Source organism: Alteromonas sp. KUL17 (assembly GCF_006538305.1).
Classification (GTDB): domain Bacteria; phylum Pseudomonadota; class Gammaproteobacteria; order Enterobacterales; family Alteromonadaceae; genus Alteromonas; species Alteromonas macleodii.
This window is the reverse complement of the sequence record NZ_BJKJ01000001.1, coordinates 89,809-110,654: the sequence shown is the minus strand read 5'-3', so window position 1 is coordinate 110,654 and position 20,846 is coordinate 89,809. Positions and strand designations below refer to the sequence as shown.

Annotated in this window: 13 protein-coding genes; 9 read left to right on the top strand and 4 right to left on the bottom strand. The window is 43.9% G+C overall.

All coding sequences use genetic code 11. The annotated features are described in order from the left end of the window. Positions 1-289 precede the first annotated feature (289 nt). The 8 genes from KUL49_RS00440 to KUL49_RS00405 all read left to right on the top strand — a co-directional run bounded on the left by KUL49_RS00440 (position 290) and on the right by KUL49_RS00405 (position 10,230). Positions 290-1,168: an NAD(P)-dependent oxidoreductase gene (locus tag KUL49_RS00440; protein ID WP_039224712.1), complete on the top strand. Its 879-nt coding sequence runs from the start codon at positions 290-292 to the stop codon at positions 1,166-1,168. A gap of 52 nt (positions 1,169-1,220) precedes the next feature. Then, the gene (locus KUL49_RS00435; protein ID WP_131135942.1) at positions 1,221-3,509 is read left to right on the top strand and encodes a polysaccharide lyase 6 family protein; all 2,289 of its coding nucleotides are present in this window, start codon (positions 1,221-1,223) and stop codon (positions 3,507-3,509) included. A gap of 6 nt (positions 3,510-3,515) precedes the next feature. Continuing rightward, positions 3,516-5,720, top strand: coding sequence for a heparinase II/III family protein (locus tag KUL49_RS00430; protein ID WP_131135941.1), 2,205 nt, complete (start codon positions 3,516-3,518; stop codon positions 5,718-5,720). A gap of 18 nt (positions 5,721-5,738) precedes the next feature. Next, the gene (locus tag KUL49_RS00425; protein ID WP_014948493.1) at positions 5,739-6,083 is read left to right on the top strand and encodes a cupin domain-containing protein; all 345 of its coding nucleotides are present in this window, start codon (positions 5,739-5,741) and stop codon (positions 6,081-6,083) included. 2 nt (positions 6,084-6,085) lie between these two features. Then, a complete protein-coding gene (locus tag KUL49_RS00420) occupies positions 6,086-7,381 on the top strand; it encodes an MFS transporter (protein ID WP_131135940.1) in 1,296 nt (431 codons plus the stop codon). A gap of 67 nt (positions 7,382-7,448) precedes the next feature. Further along, positions 7,449-8,384: a sugar kinase gene (locus tag KUL49_RS00415; protein WP_131135939.1), complete on the top strand. Its 936-nt coding sequence runs from the start codon at positions 7,449-7,451 to the stop codon at positions 8,382-8,384. A gap of 125 nt (positions 8,385-8,509) precedes the next feature. Beyond that, on the top strand, positions 8,510-9,127 hold the full coding sequence (eda, locus tag KUL49_RS00410; protein WP_131135938.1) for a bifunctional 4-hydroxy-2-oxoglutarate aldolase/2-dehydro-3-deoxy-phosphogluconate aldolase: 618 nt from the start codon (positions 8,510-8,512) through the stop codon (positions 9,125-9,127). Between the two features lie 362 nt (positions 9,128-9,489). Continuing rightward, positions 9,490-10,230, top strand: a complete 741-nt coding sequence (locus KUL49_RS00405; protein WP_131135937.1) for a FadR/GntR family transcriptional regulator — start codon at positions 9,490-9,492, stop codon at positions 10,228-10,230. 146 nt (positions 10,231-10,376) lie between these two features. On the opposite strand, the gene KUL49_RS00400 is transcribed toward KUL49_RS00405, so the two are convergent. After that, complete coding sequence (locus tag KUL49_RS00400; RefSeq protein ID WP_131135936.1) at positions 10,377-11,810, bottom strand: polysaccharide lyase family 7 protein; 1,434 nt, start codon at positions 11,808-11,810, stop codon at positions 10,377-10,379. A gap of 73 nt (positions 11,811-11,883) precedes the next feature. Further along, entirely contained in the window at positions 11,884-14,988 is a 3,105-nt protein-coding gene (locus KUL49_RS00395) for a TonB-dependent receptor (RefSeq protein WP_014948499.1), read from the bottom strand. Between the two features lie 476 nt (positions 14,989-15,464). Between KUL49_RS00395 and KUL49_RS00390 the strand changes: the two genes are divergently transcribed. Next, entirely contained in the window at positions 15,465-17,984 is a 2,520-nt protein-coding gene (locus KUL49_RS00390) for a poly(beta-D-mannuronate) lyase (RefSeq protein ID WP_131135935.1), read from the top strand. 175 nt (positions 17,985-18,159) lie between these two features. Here the strand turns inward: KUL49_RS00390 and KUL49_RS00385 are convergent, their stop codons facing one another. Further along, a complete protein-coding gene (locus tag KUL49_RS00385) occupies positions 18,160-19,251 on the bottom strand; it encodes a polysaccharide lyase family 7 protein (RefSeq protein WP_039224727.1) in 1,092 nt (363 codons plus the stop codon). Positions 19,252-19,543: 292 nt separating this feature from the next. Beyond that, positions 19,544-20,836: a phosphopyruvate hydratase gene (gene eno / locus KUL49_RS00380; protein WP_131135934.1), complete on the bottom strand. Its 1,293-nt coding sequence runs from the start codon at positions 20,834-20,836 to the stop codon at positions 19,544-19,546. Between the last annotated feature and the right edge of the window lie 10 nt (positions 20,837-20,846).

Below are 20,846 nucleotides of genomic sequence, written 5' to 3'. Positions count from 1 at the left end.
AGCTATTTGGGTAAACCACAGTCGTCACATGTACCACATTCAGACCGCTCAAATTAGTGGGCGAAGTTTCCTGAATCTATACGGTTTAACTTTTATTGTTATTGGTATTACAGGTTTTATTTATTTCTATAAATTGGTTGACAAATTGGTAAGTAAATAATAACGTAAGGGTAGGCTTGAATTGGCAAGATCTGAAAGCGAAATGCCATTACAAAGCACTATTCATTTTATTTTTAGTTCGAAAAGCAACTTCGGACAATGCAACGAATATCGTCATTAGGAGACAGTCATGTCCAAACCAACCATTGGTTTTATCGGTTTAGGCCTTATGGGCGGCAATATGGTAGAAAACCTTCAGAACAAAGGTTACGCCGTTACCGTAATGGACTTAAATAAAGCTGCTGTGGATAAATGTGTAGAACGCGGCGCAAAAACAGCGAAAACTGGTAAGGCACTTGCTGAAGCTTCAGACATCGTGATGTTGTGTCTAACCACCTCAGAAATAGTAGAAAAAGTTATCTATGCTGAAAATGGCGTGTTAGAAGGTTTGCAGGAGGGGTCTGTATTAGTAGATTTTGGTACATCAATCCCAGCATCTACTAAGAAAATTGGCGCAGACTTGGCGAAGAAGGGCGTAGGTATGATTGACGCGCCTCTTGGAAGAACACCTGCACACGCAAAAGATGGCCTGTTAAACATTATGGCAGCAGGTGATATCGATACCTTTAACAAGGTAAAAGGTGTGCTGGAAGACCAAGGTGAAAATGTCTTTTATTTAGGCGCTTTAGGTTCCGGCCACACAACTAAGCTAATTAACAACTTCATGGGAATGACCACAGTCTGTGCCATGTCACAAGCCTTCGCTGTAGCAGAGAAGGCAGGTGTAGATAAGCAGCAGCTGTTCGACATTATGTCTACAGGGCCTTCAAGTTCCCCTTTCATGCAATTCTGTAAAAATTATGCGGTTGATAACGTTAGTGATTTAGGCTTTTCAATTGCTAACGCTAACAAAGACCTGGGCTACTTTTTGAAGATGGTTGAAGACCTAGGTACCGAATCAAAAATAGCGGAAGGCTCGTCTGCTAATTTGAACGCTGCGGTTGATGCGGGTTTAAGCCAAGGTAATGTACCTGAGATTTTCGAGTACTTTAAAACGCTGACTAAGTAACGTATCGACTACGTCGTCATCGCCCTTAAAGTGATCAAAAGGCAGGTATTTTATGCAAGTGCAATTTATTAAGTGGTTAGTTGTGTTTATTGTTATTAGCGCTATGTCGTCAAACGCGGGCGCTAAACAATATACCGTTAGCTCACCAGATGAATACAACGCAATAGCATCGTCTCTTAAGGCGGGTGACGACGTAATTTTACAAAACGGTGTTTATCGAGACTTTGAAATTTTACTAGTAGGGCAGGGTAGCGCTGAAAAGCCTATTACGCTGACTGCGCAAACTAAAGGTAAGGTTATTCTGTCTGGTCGTTCTAACTTAAAGTTAGCTGGGCAGTATTTAGAAGTATCGGGTTTGGTATTCAAAGACGGATATACCCCTAGCAGCGCTGTTATCGCGTTTAGGAAAGATGCACAAACGCCAGCTAATTATTCACGAGTAAGTGAAGTAGTCATTGATGAGTACAGTAATCCGGACCGCCAAGAATCAGATTATTGGGTTGCACTTTATGGTAAGCACAACCGGTTTGACCATAACCACCTGACGGGTAAGCGTAACAAGGGGGTTACTGTCGCTGTTCGGCTTAACGGCGAGGCACATCAAGAGAACCATCACAGTATCGATCACAACTACTTCGGTTATCGCCCTGTATTCGGTTCAAATGGAGGAGAGACGTTAAGGATAGGTACAAGTCATTACTCACTGAGTAATTCGAATACTCAGGTTATCAATAACATATTCGAACAAACTAATGGCGAAGTTGAAATTATTTCTGTTAAGTCTGGTGAAAACCTGCTGAAAGGAAACGTTTTTCTATCCGCTAAAGGCACCCTAACCCTTAGACACGGTAATAATAATCGCGTTGAAGATAATGTGTTTTTAGGCAATGGCGTGGACCATACCGGTGGAATTCGCGTTATCAATGAAGGCCAAGTGATAACCAATAACTACTTGGAGGGGCTAACGGGCTATCGCTTTGGTAGTGGCTTTACGGTTATGAATGGTGTGCCTGACTCGCCTATCAATCGTTATCATCAGGTTAATAACGCGCAAATCACAAATAACTCATTCATTAACGTGTCACATATCCAACTTGGTGCTGGAAGCGATGAAGAGAGAAGCGCGACACCTATAAATTCATTGTTTGCCAATAACCTTATTTACAATGCTTCGCTAAACCAACCTTTTACATCATTTGATGATGTGAGCGGCATTAAATTCGCTAACAATGTCGCTAATACCAAAATGATAAAAGAACTTAGCGAAGGCTTTACTACTGCATCGCTACCCCTTGTTAAGGGTGAGAATGGGCTTAACGTCGCTAAGCTAAACGAGCCTGAGGTAAAAGGCGCAGAAACAAAAGATGTTGGTGTTGCTTCTAACATGAACGTCGTATCAAAAAGTGACGTCGGCGTAAGCTGGTACCCCAAAATAGTACCTGAAGTGAACTTCGCTGCAGGTAAAACAATTAGCATAAGTGCCGATGCTGCTGAACTTATGACAGCACTTGAAAATGCCAGTGACGGAGATGTTATTACAATCGCACCTGGCACTATCGTTGTGCCCAGTGTTCTTATTATCGATAAGACAGTAACGGTAACTGCACAGACTCCCAAAGCTACAACACTGTCGTTCGAACGCTCCGCCTTGTTCGAAATACATGACAATGGAAATTTGAAGCTTGAAGGTTTGGTGCTTTCAGGGAAAGACAGCCCAGACGCTTTTGGCAATAGCGTTGTAAGAACGAAAAAGTGGGGCATGCTTCACAACTATGTTTTGAACGTAGAAAACTGTGATATCGAACGTCTCGATATCAACCACTCTTTTAACTTCTTTACGTCTGGCAAAGGCGCGTTTGCCGATGACATATCACTCTCGAAAAATAGTTTTAACGGCATTACGGGCCATGTTTTAAGTCTTGATAAAGAGATAGAGGACTACGGTATTTATAACGCTGAGTATGTCAGCATAACCAACAACACGTTTAGCAACATAAGTGGTAGCGTTGTAAATCTCTACCGAGGCGGTACCGATGAAAGTACCTTTGGACCGCACTTAGACATGCAGGGCAACGTGCTAACTAACGTAGGCAGTGGTAAACGCAACAAGCAAAGTGCCAGTGTTTATCTTCATGGCGTGCAAGTTTCAACGCTAAAAAATAACAACTTTAATGAGTCTGAGCCTGTTGTGGTTAATCACACCGTTGGTGAGCCAATTACCGCAATAACAAACAATACATTCCTAAATACACCTATGCCAATGATTAAAGAGCTGTTTGCACCTGGTCCGCATACTGCGGTCTTGAATGACAATGTTTCCACGAAAGCGAACAAGAGGTAATGGGCAATGATTAAAAACCTCTGTTCCCTACAACAAAAATCTGCGCTTTTACTTTTCATTTTTTGTTCGCTTTCTTTTTCTTCTCTAGCCGCTCACCCTAACTTGGTGATCACGCAAGACGACGTTGTAAAAATGCGCAACGCCATAATGCAAGAAGGGCGTTTCCAAGATGCTTATTTGCAAGTTAAGCAAGAGGTAGATTTGCATTTAGCAATGCCAAACGTTGTTCCTGTGCCAAAAGACGGCGGCGGTGGTTACACTCACGAACGTCATAAAAAGAACTATCAGCTTATGTATAACGCTGGCGTGGTGTACCAAATTAGTGATAACGAAAAGTATGCGGATTATGTAAAAAGTCTCTTGTTAGATTATGCCGCACTTTATCCTACATTAGGGTTACACCCACAGCGTAAAGTGAACGCCCAAAACCCTGGTGTTTTCTTCTGGCAAAGCCTAAATGAAGCCGTATGGCTTGTGAATACTATTCAAGCTTACGACTTGATATACAACGCGCTTGATGAAGAAGAGCGAAGCTTAATTGAGAACCAACTGTTGCGTCCTGTCGCGTTGTTCTTGTCTGAGGGTCAACCGTCTACGTTTAATAAAGTACACAACCACGGAACGTGGGCTACCGCTGGCGTAGGTATGGCAGGGTATGTGTTAAACGAACCAGAATGGGTTGAAAAAGCACTTTACGACCTTGAAAAGTCGGGCAAAGGTGGCTTTTTAAAACAGCTCGATACGCTATTTTCCCCTCAAGGCTACTATAAGGAAGGGCCGTACTACCAACGCTACGCGCTAATGCCGTTCGTTACGTTCGCTAAAGCAATTGAAAATAATGAGCCTCAACGCAATATTTTCGACTACCGCGATAAGGTTTTGCTTAAAGCAATAAATACCACCATTCAGCTTAGCTACAATGGATTGTTCTTCCCAATCAATGACGCAATTAAAAGCAAAGGCATAGATACTATTGAGTTAGTGTATGGTGTTGCTGTGGCGTATCAGCAAACAAAAGATAAAGGCTTACTGGATATTGCCAAGCAGCAAGGGCGAATTGTACTCACAGGCGATGGTGTTGACGTAGCGAAGGCGCTGGATGAGAACAAAGCAACGCCTTATATTTTCGAATCGATGGCCTTGGGTGACGGTAAAGATGGCGATGAAGGTGCATTAGTAATTATGCGCACTGAAGAACCTCAGGGTGAAACAGTGTTATTTAAACCTGCAGCCCAAGGTTTAGGACATGGGCATTTCGATAAACTAACATGGCAGCTTTACGATAAAGGCAGTGAGATTGTAACCGACTATGGTGCGGCACGATTCTTAAATGTAGAAGCCAAATTTGGTGGTCGTTACCTTCCAGAAAATAATAGTTATGCTAAACAAACTGTTGCGCACAATACGGTAGTGGTTGATGAGCAAAGTCATTTTTCTTTTAACCTAGATAAAGCAAATGCAAATGCGCCTACGTTACATTTCTTTGAAAGCAACGAGCACGGCACAGTTGCTCGCGCAAGCATCGACACTGCCTATAATGACGTTGTACTTGATAGAACCATAGCATTACTTTCCTTGCCTACTTTAAACAAGCGCATTGTTGTTGATGTATTTGATGTATCTAGTGACAAGCCGCACACCTACGATTTACCACTGCATTATAGCGGCCATTTAATTGATACTAACTTTGAATATCAGGGTTATACCAATACGTTATCTGCACTAGGAAGCGTAAGTGGATATCAGCACTTGTGGCTAAGGGCGAAGGGTATTCCGAAAGCTGATATGGCTAGAGTGACTTGGCTAAATAGTAATGGCCGTTTCTATTCACAACACAGCGTTGCAAAAGGCAACGAAACCTTTCTATTTACCCAGCTAGGTGCCGGTGACCCAAATTTCAATCTTCGCAACGAGAGCAGCGTGATACGCAGGGTAGAAGGTAAGGCGCATCACCAATTCGTTTCCGTTCTAGAGCCTCACGGTGAATACAACCCTAGTAAGGAATATACCTTGGGTGCAGAAAGCATTATTACATCAGTTCAGACAGTAAAAAACGACACATTGCTTTTACTTGTAATAAAAGCAGCTGAACAGCAGTTTCTAATAGCCATAAATACCACAGACGGTAGCGAGTCGACCGAGTCTGTTTCTTTTGATTTTGATAAAAACCGTTACACGCTTTCAAGCCGTTTCGCTGTGTATGCGCTGTAATTTTTTAGGATTTACGTTATGAATAAGCAAAGCGAACATTTTTTATTTGGCAACGAGACAGAGATTGAAGACTTAGGCAATGGCTTAAAGCGTCAAATGTTGGGGTTTAATCATGAACTTATGGCAGTAAAGGTATTTTTTGATAAAGGTGCAGAAGGGTATACCCATGCACATCGCCATTCTCAGGTGACTTATGTTGAAGAAGGTGAGTTTCATTTCAGCATTGGTGGTGAAATGAAGATTTTGAGGAAAGGGGATAGCTGTCTTATCCCACCTCACGTAGAGCATGGTGCAGTTTGCCCTACAGGCGGCATTCTAATAGATACTTTTAGCCCAGCTCGCGAAGATTTTGTGGGAGAATAATAATGAAAATTAATGGCTTGCGATGGTGGGTAATTGCCCTTATCGCGCTAGCAACCATAATTAACTACATCGATAGACAGGCACTCAGTGTGCTTTGGCCAGACATTGTTGAAGATCTATTTCCCGACGAATCTGCATTAGAGCGCAAACAAATTTATGCGAATATTTCTATTGTCTTCGTTTTCGCTTACGCCTTTGGGCAAGCTATTTTCGGAAAAATCTTCGATTGGATAGGTACCCGTATTGGGTTTGTATTATCAATAGGCGTGTGGTCTCTTGCTACCTTGCTTCACGCATTTGCACAAGGCTTTCTAAGTTTTGCTATTTTTCGCGCCATTCTTGGTGTAGCAGAAGCGGGTAACTGGCCAGGCGCAGCGAAAGGCAATGCCGAGTGGTTTCCAACTAAAGAGCGTGCGTTGGCACAGGGTATTTTTAATTCTGGCGCTGCGATAGGTGGAATAATTGCTATCCCAGCTATCGCTATGATGACCATTTACTTTAGTTGGCAGCTTATTTTTATTGTTGTGGGGTCTTTGGGCTTTTTGTGGCTGGTGCCGTGGCTTGTTCTTGTTAAAGCTCCGCCTGGCTCACACCCGTGGATAACTGATGAAGAAAAGCAGTACATACTCACTGGCCAGCGCATGGTTTCGAGTGATGACGCCGCTGATTGTGAGAGCGAATACAATCCCTCCACAAAGGAGCTACTGTCGAAAAAGCAAAGTTGGGGCGTAATTATCGCTTCCGCTGCTATCGACCCTATTTGGTGGCTATTTGTATTCTGGATCCCAATTTACCTGAACGAAGTGTATGGGATGGATGTTAAGTCTATTGGTCTGTATGGATGGGTTCCGTATGTTGGCGCCATGCTGGGCGCATGGTTCGGCGGCTTACTCGCGCAGAACCGCATAAAGGCAGGATGGAATACCGATAAAACCCGAAAACTCGTTATCACGCTGGGCTGTGTGATTATGCTTCCTTCGCTACTGGCGATGGCAAATCCGGGGTCTGCAATTACAGCGGTGTTGATTATGGCTGTCATTTTATTTGGTTTTCAAACGGCTATCGGAAATGTTCAAACACTACCCAGCGACTTGCTGGGGAAAAAGTCGGTGGGAACCTTGTCTGGGTTTTCCGGAATGGCCGCGAAATTAGGCGCTGTGGGGTTAACTTCATTGGTACCCATGTTAACCACCGATGGCAACTATACTCCTGCTTTTATTATTGGTGCATCGCTTGCCATTATTGCCGCTGCTGCGGTGTGGCTTCTCATTCCTAAAATCGAACCAATAAAGCAATAGTGTTTTTACTGTGGGCTCGATTTTATCAGCCCACAGTCTCTATGAATTACCAAACAAGGCGTACCAAATGAAAAAGCTAAGCTTTATGGGCGAATGCATGGTTGAACTGCGCTCAAATGAAGGCTCTGATACATCGCTACATCAATCGTTCGCAGGCGATGTGTACAATTCTGCCGTTTACTTAAAGCGATGTTTTTCTGATATACAGGTTGGGTTTGTTACTGTCGTCGGAAACGACACCTTTAGCTCTCGCATGAAGGACAACTTTGAAGTGGAAGGGCTAGACACCTCATTCGTGTTTTCAAATGAAAATCGCTCTGCAGGTCTTTATTTAATTGATACTGATGCTTCGGGAGAGCGCAGCTTTACCTATTGGCGATCACAATCTGCCGCTAAAACCATCATGTCATTCCTTAAACCAGAAGCGTTAAGCACATTGTCTGAAAACGATATGTTTATGTTCTCTGGTATTTCCATCGCCATTATCCCACGCGACGAACGGCCGTCGTTCTTCCGTTTTATTGAGGCGTTAAAAGAGAGTGGCGTAAAAATTGTGTTCGACCCTAACTATCGTGCACGACTTTGGAAAACACCTGATGAAGCAAGTAAGAACTTCAAGCAGGCACTTTCGCTTTGTGATGTAGCACTCGTTGGCGTGGAAGACATTATTGAGCTTTTTGATATTGAAAGTGCAAACGATGCCTTAGCCCTTTGCGAATCATTTGGCGTCAGTGAAATCGTTATCAAGAATGGACCTTTATCAGTGCTCACCGTGTTAGACAGTGAGCGTTTGGAGCACGCTATTGTGCCAGTTGCCAACGTAGTCGATACCACATCGGCCGGCGATGCATTTAACGGTGTGTATTTAGGCAGCAGGCTTAATGATGTGCCTATTTCTCGTTCGGTTGAACTTGCAGCAAAAGCAGCAGGCACTGTGATTCAGCATCGCGGAGCAATCATCCCACGAGGAATCGTTGAAACGGCATTAGCTGAACAACGCTAAATAATGACTGAGCAACCGATGCTTATTTTTAGTTAGGTGTAAACGGTGACACATCCATCACACTATTGGCAAAACACCTTTCAGGTTAAGGCCTATTAACATTCAACAAATAGAGAGACCATTTTATGACACGCTTTTCTGAACTTATGTCAGGCCAAACCCTGTTGCCAATTATTCAGGCAGATTCCCCTGAACAAGGTGTGAAGATTGCGAAAGCAATGTCGAAGGCAGGCTTAAACCTTGTGGAGGTTGTGCTTAGAACAGAGGCCTCACTTGAAGCACTTAGCGCCATTAAGTCAGAAGTACCTTCACTCATTGTGGGGGCAGGCACAGTGATAAACGAAGAGGTATTATCTGCCGCTATTGAAGTGGGCAGTGACTTTATCGTGACGCCTGCGGTATCTAATTCACTGTTAAATGCGTTAGAGGCATGTCAGATACCGGTATTGCCTGGAGTGTCGAATACCGCAGATATTCTTATGACCCTTGAAGCTGGTTTTACAGAGCAAAAGCTTTTTCCAGCATCTTTATCAGGTGGAGCGCCTTTTTTGAAAGCTGTGTCATCGGTATTTCGTGATGTTACGTTTTGCCCTACAGGGGGCGTGAATCAATTGAACAAAACTGATTACCTTTCGCTACCAAACGTATTTGCAGTGGGTGGAACGTGGGTCGCGAAAAATGAGTGGGTAAGCGAAGAAAATTGGGAAGCAATAACGCAGTCTTGCCAAGAGGCAAACGCATAATTTGTTGCTTATAAGGGGCGTATATCAGCCCCTTCTTCTCATTAACTAACCTACTTGTATGACCAAATTGTAGTTTGATGCACTTTTTTTTCGATTTTTTGTTTTAATTTTGTGCAATCGCCAAAAGGCGATTATAATTAAGTTGTTGATAATAAATGCTAATGTTTTGGTTTTGTTTGCTTTAGAGCTTGAATTGAAATATTACCAATTGCGTGTATATTGACGCTATATAAAGTTAAGAATAGCAATTTAGTTCGACGGGTAGTCTGCAACGGCAGAAAAATAAATATACCGCCAGAGCTAGAGAAAGTTGCACAGTGGGCGCGTAATGCGCACTACGTTTAATTGAAAAGGTTTCGAACATGAAAAGTCGTCGAATGTTCTGGCAAATTGCAGAAAAAATAAAGACGTTAATTGCATCAGGTCTTTACCCACCAGGAACGCGTTTACCCGCTGAGCGTGAGTTAGCTGAGACATTCGATGTAAGCCGTCCGACGATCCGAGAGGCTATCATTGCCCTTGAAGTTCTTCAGCATGTTGAAGTGAAGACGGGGTCTGGCGTTTACGTACTCGATAAGCCAAAAGACAAAGAAGACGCTACCACAGAACAAATAAGTGCATTCGAGCTGACTCAAGCAAGAGCACTTGTAGAAGGTGAAGCGGCTGCTTTAGCTGCATTGTCGATTACTGATGAAGAGCTTTCTGCCCTTGAGAAGACATTAGAAGCAATGAAAACCGGGGTAAATGCGGAAGAAGCTGACCGTGATTTTCATATCATTATCTCACGTGCCACGCGCAATAAAGCCATACTGTTGGCAGTAAATAAGTTCTGGTCGTTACGAGACTCACAGCCTCAAATCATTCAAGCTTACAGCACGGTTTGTAGTCAGTCTGACCAAGATAGACTGGAAGAGCACTATGAAATCTTCGAAAGCTTAAAGGCTAGAAATTCACAGGCCGCGAGAGCTGCTATGCATGCTCACTTCAATCGCTTAATCGACGCGCTGTTTGCGGCGAGCGAGGCGCAGGCGCTAGAAGAAGTGAGAAAGAAAAGCAGTCAAACTCGCGATCTTTATTCATTAAGCCATTTGCGTACTAACTAAGCCATCAGCGCACAAAATAAGCCATTAGCACGCAAAATGAGCCATCAGCGCACAAAATAAGCCATTAGCGCACGAACAAAGCCATAGGCGTACAAAATATGCTATTTGGGAACGGACTTCTCCGTTCCACCTCATATCGGTGGTTGCTAGCTACCATGTTCATTCTCAATTGAATAAAAGCTGGCAACTGCACGTTCTGCTTCATTTGCAGAATTGTTTACGTGATATACACCTACCTTGAAATACAGATATTGATCATCTTCATCGTAACCACTATTTCCAATATTTAAAGAACGGGTGACGTCAGACTTTCCTTCTCTTGAAATCGTTGCGGTGAGCGTGTCACCTTCAACGTCAATAACGTAGGTGAAACGCTCATTAAGTGCTATGCCATCAGTGGGGTTGTTTGCATCACTGTCTCGCGAGCCGATCATTTCTACCCATATTTCTTCTTTCTCACCATTCGCTGTTGCTACTGCTCTGCGCTCGTGGGCAAAGTAAATAGCGCCTAAGTTATTACTAGGCAACTTGCGGTAGTACAGGCGTATTGGCTCGTCATCGTTAGCATGTATTTGACCTATGATCACGCGGCCTATTTGGAAATTCTCGCCTGTAGTGGTAACTTCGTTTACCGCCATCTCAACCCGTAAACGACCATTCACGCCACCTGCAGCATCTTGATTTGCCTGAGAGGCAGAGGAGAGTACCCAGTTGTTTTTATTAACGCCTTGGGTTTTAATACTGGTATCTCCGCGTCGCAACATTTCACGTAACTCAACGCGAACATAATTGGTGTTTACAGAGGTTTTAAAACCGCGTGTAGGAGAGCGCATCACTAACGCGCCATCGTTACCTACATAGAAATATTCGGAGTTGGTGTACCCCTGCTGAAGCCTAGTTTCGCCTATGTTATCAGCCGTACCTGAGTCATCATTGTCTGTTGGAACGCTTAAATACCAGTCTTGTAAATCGATACCCGTAGTTGAAGTAAGTGCAGATGAAATTTCACCGTCGCCTTCAGTGCAGTTGAATACCTGAAGCTCAACTATTGCGTTATCGTCATTAACAGAGTTTCCAAACGGGGTAACACGTATATAGCGAGACGTTACAAGCGCTGGTAATGAATAAAGCTCGAAACCCGCAAGCTGTGTATTTGAGTTGATATTTGATCGCTGTGTATCCCAGCTTTCACCATCTAGTGAGGTTTCAATAGAAAAGCGATAAGCGCGAGCTTCGCTGTCATACCACTTAATTTGAAGAGCACCTAGTTGTTGGTCGCTATCAAATGAAAGCACGAGCGCAGAATTAGTGCCTGTTGATTGCCAGCGAGAGGCGTTTGAGGTGTTGCCGTCGATAGCTTTAGATGCATTAAAAGGCGTTTTTTCTTCTGTCGCCGATGCGCTTAACCCTGTTAATGGTAACGCGCTACATGCTTCCGTCTCATTTGTTGGAGGAGTGGGAGACGGTGTTGGCGCAGAGCTATCGTCTGGTAAAGGCGTTTGCGAGGTTGTGGACGATGAAGAAGAGCCACAGCCATTTAGCGAAGTAAGCGTTAGTAAAACAAGCAATAAGCGAAACATATGCATTCCTTACTGGCGTTGAAGAAAAAAAGGGCCCATGTTCGGGCCCCAATTACTCACAGTGAAACCTTGGTTAATAGCGGAATTGCACGCCAGCGAAGACTCTTTGACCGTACACATTAATTTCTGCAAAGTTGTCTTGGGTTGGGCGATACTGGCGTCTGGGCTCATCAAAGATATTGATAGCCTCTAGACTAAACTTCCAATTCTTATTCAGGCGATAAGACACACGCGCCTCAAATACTTCCGTATCGTCTATGAATCGAATAGCGCCAGGCGTATTAACAAACTGCTGGAAGTAGTTGCTTCTGTACTTGTAGTTAATAGATGCGCTTAAGTCTTCCCATTGATAATAGAGCTGCGTAGAAATAACGTGCTCTGAAAAACCGAACAGGTTAGCTGGTGCAACAATGCCCGTACGCGAAATTAAATCACCCGAGCTAGGGTCGATAACTGTTGATTCGCCGAAGCTCTCATCTTGAAATTCAAAATTCGAGTCTGCGTAGTTGTAGCTAAGCTTTATACCAAAACCACTTAACCAGCTATCTAGGTATGAAAATGAGTGTGTAGCGGTAATTTCAGCACCATAGATAGTGCTGGTATCGTCGCTAGTTTGAGGCGCAGTAACGATGGTTTCTAATTCTTCACCATCAACTTCAAAAATTTCGGTTTGAGACGTGTTTGAGAAGCCACCTTCAAAGCTTTTGTAATACAAACCAAGCGCAAGAATAGTATCTTCGTTTGGATACCACTCAATAGCGGTGTCTACATTCCAAGATAGGAAAGGTTCAAGTACCGGGTTACCTACTGCCACTGCGCGCGCAAGCGCATCTGATATCTCGCCAGTGTCGCTGTCTTCGTCTAGGCCTAAGAAGTTTCTGCCAAAGCCTAGGTCTGATGGATCTGGGCGTGACAGGCCGCGATAAATAGCGCCGCGAAACATAACCTCATCCGAGAGGTCAACGATTAAATTGAAGCTTGGAAGTAACTCAGTGTAATCACCGCCGCCTTCTACTTGAATGAGTTCGTCAGTAATAGGGGCAATGCCTGTAATTAGGCCGTTTTCATCGCGTGTAGCCTGTAAGGGTCCTCGATATGACAGAGACGATACTTCTGTTCTTACAATGCGAAGACCAAAGTTGCCGCGTACACCATAATCATTTATGAAAGTGTCGTAGTCTGCCTGCAGATAGGCCGCGATGGTTTTCTCTTCTACGTCAACAGCTGCAATATCTTGTCTATCTGAATCATCAACCGTTGGGAAGGCGTTAGCGATTGTTAGCACCTCTCCCGCATCATTAGTCACTGTGCCTAGTAATGTCTCTGCTAAACAGATTGGATCGAACGTAGCGAAAGAGTTACCTGTTCCTGCGCTAATTACGTTACCTTCGCTATCAACGTTGGTGAAAAGCGGCGCGCCTCCAGTCTCATCGTCAAAGAAGCCTGATTCAGGAAATGCGTTGTTTCGGCAAGCATCATTAGCCATAGCTGCCGCTTCATCACTGAATGTTACCTCTGTTCGGTTGTTGGTACCACTGCCACCAGGTACGCTGTCGTATTCTAACTTAGATAGCCTAACACCACCTTTTACACCAATGATAAATTCAGAGTCTGGTATGTAGTCGAAGTCAGCGCGTACCGCTGAAATCTTGTTATTTCTAAATTGGTTTAGATCTAGGCGTGTTCTTGCTTCATCAGCAAAAGCACCGTGGTAGTTAACGTCGAAGTCTTGAAGAGTCCATGTAGGTACAAGAGAACCGTTGGCAAATATCTGTGCTGCAGTTCTTACTTCACCGTTACCATCCGCTCCTAGTACATCATTACCGTAGATGTCTACATCTTCCGACTGCAGTCTGGTTTGAATAATATTCTCGCGTCGTTCAGTTTCAGAGGTAGATAGGTCCAGAGATATGCTTAGTCTATCGTTTACCGTATAGTCGAAACGTAAGCCTCCTCCAGTGTACTCTTCAAGGCGTTCTGCAAATTGGCTGTTTGTTTCAATATTTTGCGTAGCTGTAAATTGTCTTAGTGCACCGTTAGAGGTAGCCACAAGGTCAAAGGGCAGTCTTTCTGACGCTGGTGTGGTATAGCCATCAATGTGGTTGACTTCGGCAAAGACGAGGTCGTTTCTTACTTCACTAAAGGTTCTATCTGAAAGCTGTACGTCGGCATTTACCTCTAGCTTGTTATTAGGGCGCCACTGGATAGCACCGAAGAATGATTCTCTATCATCGTCGGTAACGTTTTGTCTAAACGAGTTTTGCGAGCGAGAAAAGATAAACGGCTCCGAAGCATCAGGCGCTGCGCCGGTACCATCAGTAATTAAATTTAGCGCGCCGCCGTTATCTTCACAGTCTGTGCGGCTGCTGTTAATTCCGTCACCAAATGCCGGTGAAACTCTGCATGCATCCCAACTCGTTCCTGTTCGAGCTTCCTGTTCGGGGTTGGTCGTTACATTCTTTTGATAGCCTACAGATATACCTATGTCGCCGAATCGATCAGTTTCAAATTGGTCCACAAAGCTACTGGTAATACGCTGGCCAAAGTCGCGAATAGGGTCTTCTAAATCTGTATTGTCTGGATTCCAGTTACCTTTATATTCAAACTGAAAGCGGCGTTTACCGAAATCTAATGGTTTGATGGTATCTAAATGTATTTGACCTGAAACACCGCCTTCAATCAGCTCAGCAGACTGTGTTTTATAAATCGCAACTTTATTAAAAAGCTCTGATGGAAATTGAGAGAAGTTTACAGAGCGGTCACCACTGCCGTTCGCTGCTTCACGACCGTTCATTACCGTACTGCCTAAATAAGGGCCAAGGCCTCGAATTGAAATTTCCGTTGCACCGCCTTGCTCTCTGTGAGAAGACGCGCCAGTAAGGGTTTCTAATGCCTCACCAATAGACAAAGCAGGCAGGTCGCCAATGTCGTCAGCAGAGATACCATCAACAATTTCAGTTGATTCACGCTTTATCGAGATAGAGCTTTGAATAGTACCTCGAATACCTTTAACTTCGATAATTTCGGTTGTTTCTTCATCGGCAGCATCTGCTTCTTGCGCTGAAACTGGGGCGCTCATAAGCAGACCTGCAGAGCACGCAGCATAAACCAGAGCTGGGCTGAAGTATTTGGCGCGAATGGCGTGTACGAACGGATTTGGTTTTCTCTGATTTATCATCGTGGCTTCCATAATGCTGTGTCTTTTGTTTTGTAGGGCTTTCAGCAATTTATTTGGTTATTAAATCTAACCAAAACGCATATCTGTTATTACCAATTTGTTTCATGGTGTAAAGCCAATGCTAAGGGTTTGTTTACGTATTGGCAACAAATTTACAAGAAAATAATTAAAATTGTCATTATTTCGCTTATCTATGAGACGGATAGCCAAAAGATGTAGATCGTGCTTTTATCTGCTAAAAGGCTATTAAATATATATAAATCAATCCATTAATGTTTTGGTGTTCAGTGGTTACTGGTTCTCGATGTCAAAAAAATGTTATCAGTTTGTTTTTCTGGTGGTAATAATAAATTCTTTGTGGTTACATACCAATAACTATTTTGGTTGTATATATTGGTAAGGTTGGTTTTCTCTATTGGTAAGTTTCTGGCAGTGGGGTTTATCAGCATCAAAGAAAATAAGCAGCGAGAGTAATAATGAAAAAAATAAGTATTTTAACGCTTAGCGCCTTAAGCCTAGGGCTTGCGGGTTGCGGTGGTGATGATGGTGCTACAAACCAGCCTGGTGCCTTATCTCTTTCTGGAACGGCTAAGGAAGGAGAGACGTTAACTGCATCAGTCAGTGACCCTGACGGTATTGATCAAAACACAGTGGTGTTTACGTGGTTTGCAGATGGTACACCAATAGCAGATGCAACCGATGCTTCTTACACGCTTACGGTAAATGAAGCTGGTACACGTATTCGTGTAGCGGTTACGTACGTCGACCTGGGCAACACGCGTGAAGGCTTTACTACAGAAGAAACCGAGGTAGTAGAAGCGCTGCCTGTTAACTTTGAGGGTGTTATTACCGTTTCAGGCTCTACAACGGTAGGGCAAACGTTAACGGCAGACATAACAGACGATAATGGTTTGTCTGGCACAGTAACCTACAGTTGGGCTTCTGATGGTGTTGTTATCGAAGGAGCCGTATCTAATTCGCTTGAGCTTATTGAAGCTTACGAAGGCACCGTTATTACCGCCATGGCCACGTATGTTGATGATGGTGGATTTGACGAATCAATTACTTCTGAACCCACTGAAGCTATTGCACCAGTGCCGGCGGACAATGAAACGGGCTCGCTTGAAGACCCTATTACTGGTGAGCTTACGGTAGGTGGCACGTTGACGGCTCCTAGCCCTGTTGATGCTAATGGTGTTTCAGGTGAAATTAGTTACCAGTGGCAATCGCGTAACGTTGGCGAAGATTTATCTGCAGCGGTCAACATTGATGGTGCGACAGAATCAACATTAGTAGTAACAGACGCTGATTTAGGCAAAGTGCTATCAGTTAACGTATCTTATACCGATGATGCAAACTATGAAGAAAACCTGTCGAAAAGTGCAGATGACCAGATATTCACGTTTTATGTGCAAGGTGAAGTGTCGCTCACTGCAGCGCTAGCTAACGCGCAAGAAGGCGACTCAATTGGGATCGCGGATGTATTAAATACAAGTGATACTGCAGATGATTATGAAGATATGGCGGAGCTTTCTATCGCACAAAATAATCTCCTTATTAAACGGGTAGCAGAAACTAACGCGGTCATTTCAGGCACTACGTGTATTGCATTCAGTTCGTCAGTTAGCGGCGTGGTATTAGACGGTCTTGTGTTTGAAGAGTTAGTGATTCCGGTTGCGGGTAGCTGCGGCGAAGGTCGTGGTTCAATTGACCTAAACGGCTCTGGCAATACTATTAAAAACTCTAGTTTTTTAAGTGATTCAGGCGCTACGCGACCTAATTTAGGTTCAAGTGACGAGTCTCACTACATCACGGTTAGTGGTACAGACAATGTTATTGAACGTAACTTATTTACTGGTAAAAGCGTCAACGAAGCTGAAGAAGGCTCTGCTATTAGCATGTTCCTAGGTGTCGGTGACACGCCTAACTCATTGGGCGATCATCAGCGTAACATTGTTCAATACAATCTGTTCAAAGACTTCCTACCTACCACTATTGACGGTGACGGAGAGTTCGACACGGACTCAGGTAGCCACGCTGTTCAGGTTGGTCGCTCTGGTAGTGGCGATGGCGCGGGTCGCGGCGAACATGTGGTTCAATATAACCGTTTCGATCGCGTACTTGTTGATCGAGGCCTTATTATTGTTCAAGGTGGTGGTAATAGTATTCATGCCAACACAATTGTAAACTCCTGGGGTAATGTCGAGTTGCGAAATGGCTATGGTAATACCGTGTCGCAAAACATTATCATCTCAAGTGGCGAGCCTTACACGGCAAGCGTTGGTGGCGTAGAAGGTACAAATAACAAGGATGGGGGTATTGCTTTCACACCGCTCGGCCATGCAATTACTGACAACTTTGTGGCTAATGTGATAACCAATTCTTCAGACCGTGCTGCGCTACATATTGATTCCGATTATATCGACAGCGGTAACTCATCTACGCAAACGCTAATTGATGCAGGTCTTGATTTAAATACAGTAATTGCTCGCAACACGATATTAAATACAACTAATGCCATTCAGTTTGAAGATAGTTCATCTCGCGATGGCTTAGAAAATTGTACCAATCTTGATTACACACTGGACTTCGACAGTAACCTTATCGCTAATCAAAGCGCAGACAACAACATATTCGGCACGACTTCTGGTGCTGGTGCTACCGCTATTAAGCAAGATGAATATCCTGCTCATGGTTGTGCATTAGATAACGACTCTGACTATGACAATAACCATATTTATGCTCAAACCATTGCTGATTTAACACCGATTATGCCAAAACGTGATAACACTGCGTTGGTTGATGGGGTAGATGGCAACATATTGGCTGACAACTCAGAAGATGGTGCAAGCCTAAGTGAACCCACTGCGAATAACTTAGTGGAAGGTACGGGTAGCAATGCCGGTATTGGTGCAGCGCTGGACGACCTTATCTTTATTGAAGAAAATATGGTTGGGCCTTATTCAACGTGGGAAGCACCGGCTCAGAGTAACTAAAAAAATCAACTAAACAAATTAACTATGCAAAGCAGTTTGGTATATCAGTTAAGCGAGTATTGAAGCTGTAGCCTTTTCGCCAACAAGTATTTTTGTCGGTAAGATAAACAAAAATGCCCCAATAAATGGGGCATTTTTTATGTATTCACAATCGTAGTGAATAACAAAGGCTTTTCTAGTTCTCTTCTGGTGTACTTTCTGTCACCGTAAGTTCAGTAAAGGTTACTCGCGTGTAGTCACCATTTTTTTCATCTTCTTCCCAATTACCCGTGCCTAAACAGGCCGGATACCAGAATGCGGGGTCGTCTTTTGTGCTGCACTGGTTATAGGCGCCAGCTTTGAAGTAGTTCCAATCAAGGGTATAACCGTAGGGATGATCGTATTTATCTACCTGTCCATACGCATCAACGGCATTGGCAAGGTTAATGGAATACTCAATGGTTTCATGATTTTCTGACTCGAACCTAAGGTGCATGATATCGCCATGAACGTTCACGGTGTAGCTGAACGTCTCATCAAGCTTAATGCCTTGAGCGCCAGGGTCGGTACTGTCAGTCCACAGGTTACCCCAAACAGGATAGGCAATGTCTTTGCGTTTTGGGTCGCTTTTAGGAAGGTTTCGCTCATAGGTCCAAAATACCGATCCGGTTTCGTGTTCAGGCCATTTTTTAAAATATATTTTTAGCGGTTCATTGCCCCAGCCAAAGCCTTTTACTTTCTTTTTCCATTTAGTTGCGTGAATTTGGCCTACAACCACAGAATATGCTGGTGGTTTCTCGGGATACTTAGCTCTTAGCGCTACGTGATTCACTTTCAATGTGGCCTGCATTTTTCCACCCACACGGGCAAAGCGTCGCGCTATGGGGTTACTGGCAACGGTAAAGCTATTTTCTGCTGACTGTGTTTTAACTGACTTATTGTTGCCACGCAGCATGTGGCGCAGTTCGCTTCGCGTATTTGTAGAGTTCTTTGTAGTTAATGCTTTGTTAGGGCTGGTGAACACTAATCCACCTTCGTTATTCAAATAGAAAAACGAAGGATGCGTAAAAGATTGAAGGTCTTCAACAGAAATGTTGTCAGCTTTTCCATCGTTGTTACCGTCTGCAGGTAACGTTAAATACCACTCACTTAAATCGTACTTTTGTGCAGGCAGCGCGAGGTCTTCTGCCCATACTGGACTTGTGGTTGCTAATGCAGTGGCGAGTACAGTAGAGAATGTACTAGAGATAACAAGCCAGCGCTTTTGGGTTGGCAAAATTGCTTTCATAAACAGGCCTTATTATGTAATTAATGCTGTATACGTAGGGCTGCGGTCGCATAGCATAGGTTAATGTTTCCGCAACTTCATAGTAACAATATTACTATTGGTTTACCAATGTGTTCAATTTGGTTTTACATTTTATGGTTATTGGTAAGTTTTGCGGTGGGTTTGCTAGTAGATTTAGATTAAGGGGTAATAAAAAAGCCAGATAGCAATGCTAACTGGCTTTTAAAAAAACGATGGTTAACAACAATGTTCTGTTAACAGTCCACAATAAAGGCTTTTCAATGAACCTTTTTTATTGACCTTTGATTTCGCTACGGCCTTTGTAAGTAGCAGCGTCACCTAGTGCTTCTTCAATACGAAGTAACTGGTTGTACTTAGCAACACGGTCAGAACGGCATAGTGAACCCGTTTTGATTTGGCCCGCTGCTGTACCTACTGCTAGGTCGGCAATAGTGGCGTCTTCAGTTTCACCTGAACGGTGAGAGATAACTGCCGTAAAGCCCGCATCTTTCGCCATCTTAATAGCGTTAAGGGTTTCAGTTAGTGAACCGATTTGGTTGAACTTGATAAGGATTGAGTTACCAATACCGTTATCAATACCGCGCTTAAGAATTTTAGTGTTAGTTACAAACAAGTCGTCACCAACTAGCTGTACTTTGTCGCCAATCTTCTTAGTTAGGCTTGCCCAGCCGTCCCAGTCGCTTTCGTCCAGGCCGTCTTCAATAGATACAATTGGGTATTGTGAAGAAAGGTCAGCAAGATAATCGCCAAACGCTTCTGAAGCGAAGCTCTTGTCTTCACCAGATAGTACGTATTTGCCTTCTTTATAGAATTCAGACGCCGCGCAGTCTAGTGCAAGGGTGATGTCTTCATTCATTTTGTAGCCAGCGTTTTCAACGGCTTCTACGATTACAGCAAGCGCTTCAGCGTTTGAACTTAGGTTAGGCGCAAAACCACCTTCGTCACCAACTGCTGTATTAAGACCTTTAGCAGACAGTACTTTCTTAAGAGCGTGGAAGATTTCTGCACCCATACGTAGCGCTTCTTTGAAGCTCTTCGCGCCAACTGGCTGTACCATGAACTCTTGAATGTCTACGTTGTTGTCAGCGTGCTCACCACCGTTGATGATGTTCATCATAGGTACTGGCATAGAGTATTGGCCAGATGTACCGTTTAGGTCTGCAATGTGCTCGTAAAGCGCTACGCCTTTTTCCGCCGCAGCCGCTTTAGCTACAGCAAGAGAAACTGCAAGAATTGCGTTCGCACCAAGGGTTTCTTTGTTTTCTGTGCCATCAAGGTCAATCATGATGCCGTCGATATCAGCTTGCGCTAGTGCGTCTTTGCCGATAAGCGCTGGCGCGATGGTATCGTTAACTGCTGCAACTGCCTTTGTTACACCTTTACCTAGGTAACGAGACTTGTCGCCGTCGCGTAGCTCTAGTGCTTCGCGGCTACCAGTAGATGCACCAGATGGTGCTGCAGCACGGCCCATTACGCCTGATTCTAAGTATACATCTGCTTCTACGGTAGGGTTTCCGCGTGAATCTAAGATTTCGCGTCCGATAATGCGACTAATTTTCGCCATGTTTTTTCCT

Bases quoted from the DNA above. Each gene is read 5' to 3' on its own strand.
- eda (WP_131135938.1), top strand. From the start codon at position 8,510: ATGACACGCTTTTCTGAACTTATGTCAGGCCAAACCCTGTTGCCAATT.
- KUL49_RS00435 (WP_131135942.1), top strand. From the start codon at position 1,221: ATGCAAGTGCAATTTATTAAGTGGTTAGTTGTGTTTATTGTTATTAGC.
- KUL49_RS00420 (WP_131135940.1), top strand. From the start codon at position 6,086: ATGAAAATTAATGGCTTGCGATGGTGGGTAATTGCCCTTATCGCGCTA.
- KUL49_RS00390 (WP_131135935.1), top strand. From the start codon at position 15,465: ATGAAAAAAATAAGTATTTTAACGCTTAGCGCCTTAAGCCTAGGGCTT.
- KUL49_RS00385 (WP_039224727.1), bottom strand. From the start codon at position 19,251: ATGAAAGCAATTTTGCCAACCCAAAAGCGCTGGCTTGTTATCTCTAGT.
- KUL49_RS00395 (WP_014948499.1), bottom strand. From the start codon at position 14,988: ATGATAAATCAGAGAAAACCAAATCCGTTCGTACACGCCATTCGCGCC.
- KUL49_RS00415 (WP_131135939.1), top strand. From the start codon at position 7,449: ATGAAAAAGCTAAGCTTTATGGGCGAATGCATGGTTGAACTGCGCTCA.
- KUL49_RS00400 (WP_131135936.1), bottom strand. From the start codon at position 11,810: ATGTTTCGCTTATTGCTTGTTTTACTAACGCTTACTTCGCTAAATGGC.
- eno (WP_131135934.1), bottom strand. From the start codon at position 20,836: ATGGCGAAAATTAGTCGCATTATCGGACGCGAAATCTTAGATTCACGC.
- KUL49_RS00440 (WP_039224712.1), top strand. From the start codon at position 290: ATGTCCAAACCAACCATTGGTTTTATCGGTTTAGGCCTTATGGGCGGC.
- KUL49_RS00405 (WP_131135937.1), top strand. From the start codon at position 9,490: ATGAAAAGTCGTCGAATGTTCTGGCAAATTGCAGAAAAAATAAAGACG.
- KUL49_RS00430 (WP_131135941.1), top strand. From the start codon at position 3,516: ATGATTAAAAACCTCTGTTCCCTACAACAAAAATCTGCGCTTTTACTT.
- KUL49_RS00425 (WP_014948493.1), top strand. From the start codon at position 5,739: ATGAATAAGCAAAGCGAACATTTTTTATTTGGCAACGAGACAGAGATT.